Annotated in this window: 10 protein-coding genes and 1 pseudogene; 5 read left to right on the top strand and 6 right to left on the bottom strand. The window is 71.1% G+C overall.

Annotated features, from left to right (window positions below):
- On the top strand, nt 1–1272 hold a 1272-nt coding region (locus D7V97_RS34655; RefSeq protein WP_233583408.1), incomplete at its 5' end, for an APC family permease.
- Nucleotides 1273–1413: 141 nt separating this feature from the next.
- Nucleotides 1414–2103 (top strand): abortive infection system antitoxin AbiGi family protein, encoded by a 690-nt coding sequence (locus tag D7V97_RS34660; protein WP_233583409.1) that lies wholly within the window; start codon nt 1414–1416, stop codon nt 2101–2103.
- Between the two features lie 10 nt (nt 2104–2113).
- Here D7V97_RS34660 and dbpA read toward each other — a convergent pair whose 3' ends face one another.
- Both dbpA and D7V97_RS34670 read right to left on the bottom strand, forming a co-directional pair.
- Nucleotides 2114–3499, bottom strand: a complete 1386-nt coding sequence (gene dbpA, locus D7V97_RS34665) for an ATP-dependent RNA helicase DbpA (protein WP_120614904.1) — start codon at nt 3497–3499, stop codon at nt 2114–2116.
- 91 nt (nt 3500–3590) lie between these two features.
- Nucleotides 3591–4184: a TetR/AcrR family transcriptional regulator gene (locus D7V97_RS34670; protein WP_120614905.1), complete on the bottom strand. Its 594-nt coding sequence runs from the start codon at nt 4182–4184 to the stop codon at nt 3591–3593.
- 91 nt (nt 4185–4275) lie between these two features.
- Between D7V97_RS34670 and D7V97_RS34675 the strand changes: the two genes are divergently transcribed.
- Together D7V97_RS34675 and D7V97_RS34680 are read left to right on the top strand one after the other, a co-directional pair.
- A complete protein-coding gene (locus D7V97_RS34675) occupies nt 4276–4653 on the top strand; it encodes a DUF1304 domain-containing protein (protein ID WP_120614906.1) in 378 nt (125 codons plus the stop codon).
- Nucleotides 4654–4716: 63 nt separating this feature from the next.
- A complete protein-coding gene (locus D7V97_RS34680; RefSeq protein WP_120614907.1) occupies nt 4717–5478 on the top strand; it encodes a hypothetical protein in 762 nt (253 codons plus the stop codon).
- 12 nt (nt 5479–5490) lie between these two features.
- On the opposite strand, the gene D7V97_RS34685 is transcribed toward D7V97_RS34680, so the two are convergent.
- From D7V97_RS34685 to D7V97_RS34695, 3 genes are all read right to left on the bottom strand, one after another.
- Nucleotides 5491–7038: a caspase family protein gene (locus D7V97_RS34685; protein WP_158623520.1), complete on the bottom strand. Its 1548-nt coding sequence runs from the start codon at nt 7036–7038 to the stop codon at nt 5491–5493.
- A gap of 80 nt (nt 7039–7118) precedes the next feature.
- On the bottom strand, nt 7119–7844 hold the full coding sequence (locus D7V97_RS34690; protein WP_120614909.1) for a hypothetical protein: 726 nt from the start codon (nt 7842–7844) through the stop codon (nt 7119–7121).
- The gene (locus D7V97_RS34695; protein WP_120614910.1) at nt 7837–8349 is read right to left on the bottom strand and encodes an RNA polymerase sigma factor; all 513 of its coding nucleotides are present in this window, start codon (nt 8347–8349) and stop codon (nt 7837–7839) included. Before D7V97_RS34695 ends, D7V97_RS34690 begins: the two co-directional genes overlap by 8 nt.
- A 141-nt stretch (nt 8350–8490) precedes the next feature.
- Between D7V97_RS34695 and D7V97_RS34700 the strand changes: the two genes are divergently transcribed.
- Nucleotides 8491–9009 (top strand): hypothetical protein, encoded by a 519-nt coding sequence (locus D7V97_RS34700; RefSeq protein ID WP_120614911.1) that lies wholly within the window; start codon nt 8491–8493, stop codon nt 9007–9009.
- Between the two features lie 19 nt (nt 9010–9028).
- Here the strand turns inward: D7V97_RS34700 and D7V97_RS34705 are convergent.
- Nucleotides 9029–9319, bottom strand: a pseudogene (locus D7V97_RS34705) (ATP adenylyltransferase); the annotation flags it as partial.

The following is a 9319-nucleotide window of genomic DNA, read 5'->3' on the forward strand; positions in this document are numbered from 1 at the left end:
CTCCCCCACCGCACCGTCGGTCCCTTCCAGTTGCTGGCCCTGGGCGTCAACGGCATCGTGGGCGTCGGCATCTTCTTCGCGCCGGCGGAGGTCGCCGCCCAAGCCCCCGGGATGTCCGCGGTGTGGGCCTTCGCGCTGACGGGCCTGGCGCTGGTGCCGGTGGCGCTCGCGTTCGCGGTGCTCGGGCGGCGGTTCGACGCGGACGGCGGGCCCGTGGTCTTCGCGCGCGCGGCGTTCGGCGAGCGCGCGTCGTTCCTCGTCGGGTGGGTGGCCTATGTCAGCGCCTTCCTGAGCACGTCCGCGGTGATGGCGGGCCTGGCGCGGGCGTTGGCGCCGTCGGTGGGCCTGGCCGGGCCCGTGGGCGAGCGGCTGCTGGCCTCCGCGCTGGTGACGTCGCTCACGGCGCTGGTGGCCTCCGGCATCCGCGTGTCGGCGCGGACGTGGACGACGCTCACCGTGGCCAAGCTGGTGCCCCTGGCCGCGCTGCTGGGAGCCTTCTTCTTCCTGCCGACCGCCGGGCAGGTGCCGCCCCCCCTGCCCGCCACGGGAGGGTCCTGGCTGAAGGCGGGGCTCGCGGTGATGTTCGCCTACCAGGGGTTTGAAATCGTCCCGGTCATCGCGGGACAGGTGCGCTCGTCGGAGCGCGCGGTGCCCCTGGCCACGGTGGGTTCGCTGCTGGTGTCGGCGCTGCTGTACGTGGGCCTGACGTGGGCCTGCGTGGCGGCCTTGCCAGGGCTTGCGCAGTCGACGGCGCCCCTGGTGCAGGCGGCGAGCGTCTGGGGCGGCGCGGGGCTGGAGCGGCTGGTGTCCGCGGGCACGAGCGTGTCCGCGCTGGGCATCTGCCTGGGGATGCTGGTGACGACGCCGCGCTACCTCTCCGCGCTGGCCTCCGGGGAGCGCTCTCTGTTCGGGCTGGAGCGCATGTCGGAGTCGGGCGTGCCGATGCGGGCGCTCGCGATGACGTGGGTGCTGGTGATGGGGTTCGTGAACCTGGGGGACCTGTCGGAGCTCTTCGCCCTCTCCGCCATCGCGGTGCTGATGCAATTCGGTGTCACCGCCGCCGCGCTCGCGGTGCTGTCGTTGCGGCGGGAGCGGGACCTGCGGCCGGCGCACGCGCTGCTCGCGGTGCCCACGCTGCTGCTGGGCCTGACGCTGGTGGCCTTCGGCGCGAGCGCACGCGAGGCGGCGGTCGCCTCCCTGGCCGTGCTCGCGGGGCTCGCGCTGATGCAGCTGTCGCGGCCGAGGGTCCCCGCCCCCGGTCCCCAGCCCTGACGCGGGCTGCCTGTCTGTCTTGCAGGCAGGCACGCAGACAACCTGGCACGTCGTGTTGCACCCGGGTGACCGGGCCGGGAGACTCGGGTGGGGGTCTTCGGGTCGATGCTCGGGTATCAGGCGAATGCGCAGTGGCGGGACATGTCTGACTTCGTGGTGCACTTCACGAAGCCCGGGCCCCCGTACCACGACGCCTACCAGAACATGATGAGCATCCTGGGAGCGCGCACGCTCATCCCGGGCGCGGAGGGTTTTGGCATCGCGCGGCGGGAGGCGAAGGTGGCGGACCGGAGCCGTTCGGTGTGCTTCAGCGAGATCCCCATCGATCAGCTCGGCAGGCTGGTGCAGCGCCGGAGCCTGTACGGCATCGCCTTCCGCAAGAGCTTCATCCTGTCGCAAGGCGGAGGGCCCGTCTGGTACGTGCAATACGGCTCCCCGGCGCACCTGGCGATGAAGCACCAGTTGGACCAGGCGCTGGCGGCGAAGGAGCCGCACAAGGAGCCGGTGTGGGCGGTGACGCCCTTCGTGGACATCCAGGGGGACGCGCACAACGCACCCTACAGCTACCGCTTCGACTGGGAGCGTGAGTGGCGCGTGCCGGGCCTGCTGCGCTTCACTGAGTACGACGTCGCGGCCCTCTTCCTCCCGGAGGAGGTGCACACCCTGGCGCAGGACTTCTTCGCCTGGGCGGTGCGCGAGCGCGCGGGCCCGGGCTACTTCTGCCCCGTGTTGGATCCAGGCTGGAAGGAAGCGCAGATCGCCGAAGCGCTGGCGAAGCACGCGGAAGCGACGCCTCCGTCCTGGACCGAGCGCAAGAGCGCACCGGGCTGAGGGGCCCGAGCTACTTCACCCGCTCGATGCGGTGCTTGCGGCCCTTGATGCGCCCTTCGCTCAGGCGCTGGAACGCCACCTTCACCACGCGCTTGGAGACGGCGACGAAGGCGTGGTGGTCGTGGATCTCTATCTTGCCCACGTCCGTCGCGGCCAACCCGCCGGCCTCGCCCGTGAGCGCGCCCAGGATGTCTCCGGGCCGCATCTTGTCCTTGCGCCCGGCGGAGATGGACAGCGTCTCCCAGCCGGAGATGAGCGACACGCCCGGCATGTTCTCCGGCACCAGCGCGTCCACGTCGCCCTTCTCCAACTTCACGCCCGTGGTGCCCTCGATGTCCTCCACCTTGCGGCTGTCCGAGCGCGTCACCAGCGAGATGGCCAGCCCGCGCAAGCCCGCGCGCCCCGTGCGCCCGATGCGGTGCACGTAGGCCTCCGGCTGCTGGGGCATCTCGTAGTTCACCACCGCGTCCAGCGCCTCCACGTCGATGCCCCGGCCCGCCACGTCCGTGGCCACCAGCACGCGGGTGCTGTGATTGCGGAACTTCGCCATCACCCGGTCCCGGTCGAACTGCTCCAGGTCCCCCTGCAACCCGTCCGCGCTCACGCCCGCCTTCACCAGCTCGCGCGTCAGCTCCACCACCACCGCCTTGAAGTTGCAGAACACGATGGCGGACGCCGGCTGGTGCTGCTTCAGGAGGCGCAGGAGCACCCCCAGCTTCTCCTCCGGCTGACACGCGTACGCCACCTGCTGGATGTCCGGCGCGGCCTCTTCCTGCGCCAACGACACCCGCACCGGGTCCTTCTGGAACGCGCGGCTCAGCTTCTCGATGTCGTCCGGGAACGTCGCGGAGAAGAGCACCGTCTGCCGCTTCAAGGGCGTCGCGCTCAGCACGCGCTCCATGTCCTCGCGAAAGCCCATGTCCAGCATCCGGTCCGCTTCATCCAGCACCACCGTGGCCAGCGAGCGCGTGTCCAGCACCTCGCGATCCAACAGGTCGAGGATGCGCCCGGGCGTCCCCACGGCGATGTGCACGCCCTTCTCCAGCGCCTCCACCTGCGGCTTGATGGGCGACCCGCCCGCGAGCGCCAGCACCTGCACGCCGTTCAGCCGCCGCGCCAGCCGGCGGATTTCTCCGGCCACCTGCGCGCACAGCTCGCGCGTCGGACAGAGCACCAGCGCCTGGAGGCGGCGGTCCTGGGTGAGCTGGATCTTCTGCAGGATGGGCAGCGCGAACGCCGCCGTCTTCCCGCTGCCCGTGCGGGCCTGGCCCACCAGGTCCTTGCCCTGCAACAGCACCGGGATGGTCTGCGCCTGGATGGGGGTGGCGGTGCGGAACTCCAGCTCCTCCAACACCTGGAGCAGCGGGGGTGACAGCGCGAGCGCGGAGAAGTCCATCGGGGCCTCGGGGGACGGAGGCACGGGCGCCTCGGGGGGTAACGCGCGCCCTTGTAGCAGTCTTCAACGGCCGGACAAGCCCGGCCCCTTCCTACCCGGCCCAGCCCGCTGCCTCGCTCGCCGCCGCCCGCGCCAGCTTCGCCGCGGCGGCGGGGTCCACCCGCGCCGTGACGAGCACGCCGATGACGGACCCCACCAGCAACTCCACCCGGCGGGCCACCGTCTTGCGAGGCATCACACCCGCCTTCGCCGCGCCCTCCAGCGCCCGCGTCAGGTGCCCGTGCAGCAGGGCCCGGTAGTCCTCCACCGCCTGGTGGGCCTCGGCGTCATGCGGGGCCAGCTCCGTCGCCGTATTCACCAGCAGGCAGCCCCGCCGCGTCAGGGCCGGCGGCGCGGTGCCCATCGTCGTCGCGAGCGCCTCGAAGTACGTCGTCACCTGCTCCAGGCCCGGCGTGCCGGTGGCGAACACCGTCAGCCGGGGCGCGATGACCTCCCGCAGGTACAGCGCGACGGCGCGCGCGAACAGCGCCCGCTTGCTGTCGAACGCCTGGTACAGGCTGGAGCGGTTCAGCCCCGTCGCGGCCTCCAGGTCCGCCAGCGACGTGGCCTCGTAGCCCCGCGACCAGAACACCCCCAGCGCCGCCCTCACCGCTACCGTCTCGTCGAACGCACGCGTCCGCGCCACGTCACCCTCCTTGACAATTCTGTACCGACCGTTTCAATATAGATTCGGAACTGACTGGTACAGAATAAACCATCCCGGGAGGGGAGTCATCATGTCGCCACTGGCACAGGTCTTCGCTGTCATCGCCGCGCTCATCCACGTGTTGTTCTTCGTGATGGAGAGCATCCTCTTCACGCGGCCGAAGGTGTGGAAGCGCTTCGGGCTGAAGTCGCAGGCGGAGGCGGACGTGATGAAGTCGATGGCGCTCAACCAGGGCTTCTACAACCTGTTCCTCGCCGTGGGCGTGTTCGTGGGCGTGGCGCTCGTGCACACCACGGCCGTCACGTCGGGCGTCACGGCCGTGCTGTTCGGCTGCGGGTGCATGCTGGCGGCGGCCCTGGTGCTGGTGAGCAACAACCGCCGCTTCCTGCGGGCCAGCATCATGCAGGGCGCGCTGCCGCTGCTGGCCATCGCACTCGTCGTCTTGTAGGGCTGTCGACCGGCGGGCCGGGCCCCCGCGGATGGAGTAGCTTCGGTTGAACGAGGCCCTGCCATGTTCGAGATCAGCAAAGACAGCCGTGTTGTCGTCCGGTTTCATGACCCGCTCACCAGCAAGAACGCCCTGTCCACGGTCATGACCCTGAATGGGTTGGTTCGCGGCGATGGTTCCACGGACCAGGCCTTGAAGATCGCGGGCGAGGTCAGCGCGATGATGAAGCCCTTCCCGGCCCTCAACAACCACGCGACGTGGGACGACTCGAACGTGAAGTCGTACTACAGCGGCATCGCGAAGAAGATCGACGCGGAGGAGGCGCAGACCTTCCACATGACCGATTATGACCCGGGCGCGGTGGACTGGTGGATTGACAGCGGGCTCATGGCCTCCTTCGTGGGGAAGTACAAGGGCGGCAATTGCGATGACCTCGCGTCCTACGCCCTGGCCACGTGCATCGCGAACTTCGGCGGCTATGTCATTGCCTTCGCGCAGCTCCAGGACATCAGTCACTCGTTCGTATTGATCCAGAGCAAGGCGGACGCGCTGTGGGTCCTCGACTCCTGGGTGAAGGATGATCGGGTCATCGACTACAAGGAGTCGCTCTGGTCGAAGTATGACAAGAAGGGGCAGCTCATCCTGCACATCGCCGAGGTGCTGGAGCCCACCGGAGCCGACATGACCCGGCTCTGGTACGACTGGTTCAAGTCGAACACGAAGCGGACGGGCAAGGTCCGGGGCAACGGCGGCACTCCGAGGCTGGAGCAGCTTGGAAAGTACTTCCACCCGTCCGCGAAGGACGCATCCTCCAGCGGCTTGTAGCGAGGAGAGCGCCTAGAGCGCGAAGCCCACCATCAGGGAGGCGGAGGCCCTGGGCACCAGCGACACGCCCGAGTCCCTCCGCGCCACCACGCCCCCGACGGAGGTGCTCAGCACCGCCGACACCCCGCCCCGCTCGGCCAGCCGCACGCCGCCGGACACGAGCGCCAGGGGCTCCAGACCGAAGCGCGTCTCAGCGGAGGGAAGCCCGCTCTGGAAGACGGCCAACGCCCCGGCCTCCAGCATTCCGGTGAACGTCCACGGGCCGTGCTTCCAGTGCGGCCCGGCGCCCAGCCGCCACTCCAGCTCCGTCTGACGGAAGGGCTCCCGCTGGCCCGCCCCCCGCCGGACCGCGAGGCCCATCCCCGCCGTGTCGAATCCCGTCAGCAGGCGGCCCTCGCGCTCCAGGCGCACGTCCAGGCCCGCGATGAACGGCAGGCCCGCGACAATCCCAGACGTCAACGACGGCCCCACCGCGAGCAGCAGCGTGGACCCTGGCCCACCCTTGCGCGCGAGCCGCGACCGCGCGGCCTGCTCCAGGGGGGCTCCGCCCACGGAGGCGCTTCCGTCGAGGGGCACCGTCACGGCGCGCTCCAGGAAGCCCTCGTCCGCGCGCAGGAGGATCCGGTACGCCCCCGGGGCCACCGCCAGCGTCGTGGGGCCCTCGCCCTTCTCCAGGTCCGCCACGAGCGTGCCGCTCTCCGAGGAGAGGACCAGCCAGCGGCCCGGCGCCTTCACGTCGAGCGTCAGCCGTCCGCGCGCCTGCTGCGGTTCGGAGAGGATCAGCTCCCCGCGTCCCCGCAGGTCCATCCGGAACGTGGGGCGCTGCAAGCCTCCGGGTGAGACGAGGGTGGACTCCAGCGTGCGCGCGTAGGCGTAGCGGTAGGCCTCTTCCAGCGTGACGCGTCCGTCCCGGGACACATCCGCCGCGCCGCGCAGCCCCGCCGCCAGGTGGTGCGTGAAGTAGGAGCCCTGCAGCGCGTCCGACTCCTGCGCGTATTCGTCCGCACCCGACGCGCTGATGACGACGCGGCCCTCCAGCTCCGCCGCCTCCATGGCGATGGCCGTGCCAGCGGGCTTGAGCCCCTTCAGGCGCGTGGCGAGTCCGGAGCGACACGAATCCAGGATGAGCAGCCCCACGCCCACCGGGGCAGCCTTGAGGAAGTCCACCAGCTCGCGCATCGGCAGCTCGGTGCCGCGCAGGTGCAGGCTGCCGTCGCCCGCGTGCGAGGAGATGTAGAGCACCAGCCAGTCGCGCGACGAGGCCTCGGAGGACAGCCGCGCCTGGAAGCGCGAGAGGGCTTCGCGCAGCGTCGCGGCATCCGTGCCCAGCAACGTGACGGTGCGCTCCGCGGGCACCGTGCCCACTTCCTGGAGGACCTCGCGCATCCGCCGCGCGTCGGACTCCGCGAAGCGCAGGCGCTCCTCGCCGGGCAGTCCCTGGTTCTCCCCCACGACCAGCGCCCAGCGGCGCGGGGCTTCCTCCGCGAAGGCCGCGAGCGGGCCTACGAGCACGCAGAGGATCGCGAGGAGCCACGCCCCTGTGATGAAGAGCCGTGTCATGGAGCGCTCTTCATCACCGCGCGCGCACTTCCCGCTCCGGAGGTCGAACGAAGGAAGCCACGCCATGGCGCATCGCCTCGTCATCGGGCGACCCGCAGGACCGCGTGGGCACTCGCCTTCCCGATGCCTTCGGGTGTCGCCACCTCCAGCGGTTCCTGTCCCTTCGTCCGGGCCTCGGCGATGCGCGCCGTGAGCACCGCCCGCGCGTCCTCCGCGCGCATGGGCGCATCCGAGAAGAACGCCTGCACCGCCACCGAACCCGGCGTCACCTCCAGCGCCGGTGACAGACGCACCTGGGCTCCTGGCTCCACCGTGCCGCTCGTCTGTCCGCCCTGGGGCCAGAGCACCTCCACCGCGCCGGCCTCGTCCACCGCGAGCACCAGCACGTTCCGGTACGGGCCGGTGCCCACCGCCAGCGTCACGCGCTCGCCCGGCTTCGCGCTCGTCACTGGCGCGCCTCCCTCGGACAGGAGGCTCAGCGCCACGCTCCCCTTCAGCCGCACGCCGTCCTCCGTGCCCCGCGGCACATGGATGATCAGCGCGAGCCCCACGGCCAGCGCGGCCACCAGCGGTCCTCCCCAACTCCAGCTCCAACGCGCCCGGGCCGGTCGAGCCCGCTTCGCCTCCAGCTTCGCGAACACCGCCGCCGACCGGGGCGCTCGCAGGCTCTCCTCACGCGCCTGCCGCATCCCTTCCGCGAGCTGTCCGCACGCCGCGCAGGACGCCACGTGCACGCCCATGCGGCCCGACGGATCCAGCCCCGCCAGCCACTCGTCCAGCTCCAACCGCGAGAGGTGCTCAGCCACGGTCCGCCTCCGCTGCTTCCGGGAGCCGCCCCAGCTCCGCGGCCTTCTTCCGGATGGACTCCAGGTCCCGGACGATGGTCTTCCGCGACACGTCCAGCATCTGGGCGATTGCCTCCTGCGTCAGCCCGTCGAAGAAGTGCAGCGTGGCCACCTCCAGCTCGCGCTCGCCCATCCGGCCCACCAGGTGGCGGATGAAGTCGGCGGCCTCCCACTGGCTGGGGGTGAGGGTCGCGGCCTCTTCACGCTCCGGGAGCTTCGGCTCGCGCGAGCGGCGCGTGCGCAGCGCGTTGAGGCACAGGTTGGTGGTGACGCGGTACACGTACGTCATGGGACGGGCCTCCCGTCGGAACCGCGCGCCCGCCGTCAACATGCGCTCGAAGACCTCCTGCACGATGTCCCACGCGTCGGCGTCCCTTCCCAGGAGCGCGAGCGCGCGACGGTGCACCACGGGCGCAAAGCGCTCGTAGAGCTCCCTGAGCTCCTCCGCACCGAGCCCGCTCGCCATCCGCGTGTCCGACCTTCCTGTCCGACGTTGAGACACCCGGGCCCGGTGGCCTGGGACATCGCACCTGCAAAAGGGTGTGGGATACTAGCCGCGCCCCGACGGCATGTCCCAGACCGCGCCCGTCGGGTGTCCCAACCGCACGTGAACCGACTGATCACCGCCGCCGTGTTCGCCCTGCTCGGCACGGGCTGCTTCGACCCGCTGTACGAAGGCCCGGATCCGCTGGGTGAGGTGACGTGGGCCGTCTGCTGCGTCTCCGGCCAGGTGGACACCTGCCCCTGCGACTCCTCAGACGGCTGCCCGTCCTCCTTCCGGGCCTGCGCGGCCGGCACCTGCTCGGAGTCGCGCAGTCAGTCCTGCGACGGCTTCGGCGAGGACGCTGGCGCGGACGGATTCGAGGACGCAGGGAGCGGGACGGATGCCGGCTCCTCCACGGACGCTGGCTCCTCCACCGATGGCGGCAGCACCGATGGCGGCACCGACGCCGGCACGGAGCTGGACGCGGGCCCGGGGCCCGGTGAAATCAGCTATGGGCCGTGCTGTGATGCCACCAGTCACCACGTCACCACCTGCGCCTGTCCCGCGTCCGGCTGCGTGAGTCAGCCGTTCACCCCCTGCGCGTCAGGCCGGTGCGCGCTGACAGGGGAACGCTGCGGCTGAGCCGCTTGCGTCTCCTCCTCTACGGAGCGACGCCCGCAACCTGGCGCAGCAATTCCAGGGGTCCCAGCGCCGCGACCGCGTCGAACTGCTCCGGCGTGCGCACCAGCAGCGAGCCCGCGAACCCCAGCGCGTTGACGTTGACGCCCAGGTGCTCCGCGCGGCTCCGGGGCACGAGCATCATCCAGTCCCGCGTGGCCAGCAGGTTGTACGGCGCGCGAGACGCCTCCCCCAAGCCCAGCGCCGTGCGCAGCAGCCGGTACGCCGCCAGCATCCGCGCGCCCCGCCCCGGTGCCTCCCACGCGCCCAGCCC

Source organism: Corallococcus sp. CA053C (assembly GCF_003611675.1).
In the GTDB taxonomy this organism is placed as follows: domain Bacteria; phylum Myxococcota; class Myxococcia; order Myxococcales; family Myxococcaceae; genus Corallococcus.

Coding starts and splice junctions, on each gene's coding strand:
- D7V97_RS34660 (WP_233583409.1), top strand. CDS start 1,414: ATGTCTGACTTCGTGGTGCACTTCACGAAGCCCGGGCCCCCGTACCAC.
- dbpA (WP_120614904.1), bottom strand. CDS start 3,499: ATGGACTTCTCCGCGCTCGCGCTGTCACCCCCGCTGCTCCAGGTGTTG.
- D7V97_RS34675 (WP_120614906.1), top strand. CDS start 4,276: ATGTCGCCACTGGCACAGGTCTTCGCTGTCATCGCCGCGCTCATCCAC.
- D7V97_RS34680 (WP_120614907.1), top strand. CDS start 4,717: ATGTTCGAGATCAGCAAAGACAGCCGTGTTGTCGTCCGGTTTCATGAC.
- D7V97_RS34685 (WP_158623520.1), bottom strand. CDS start 7,038: ATGACACGGCTCTTCATCACAGGGGCGTGGCTCCTCGCGATCCTCTGC.
- D7V97_RS34695 (WP_120614910.1), bottom strand. CDS start 8,349: ATGGCGAGCGGGCTCGGTGCGGAGGAGCTCAGGGAGCTCTACGAGCGC.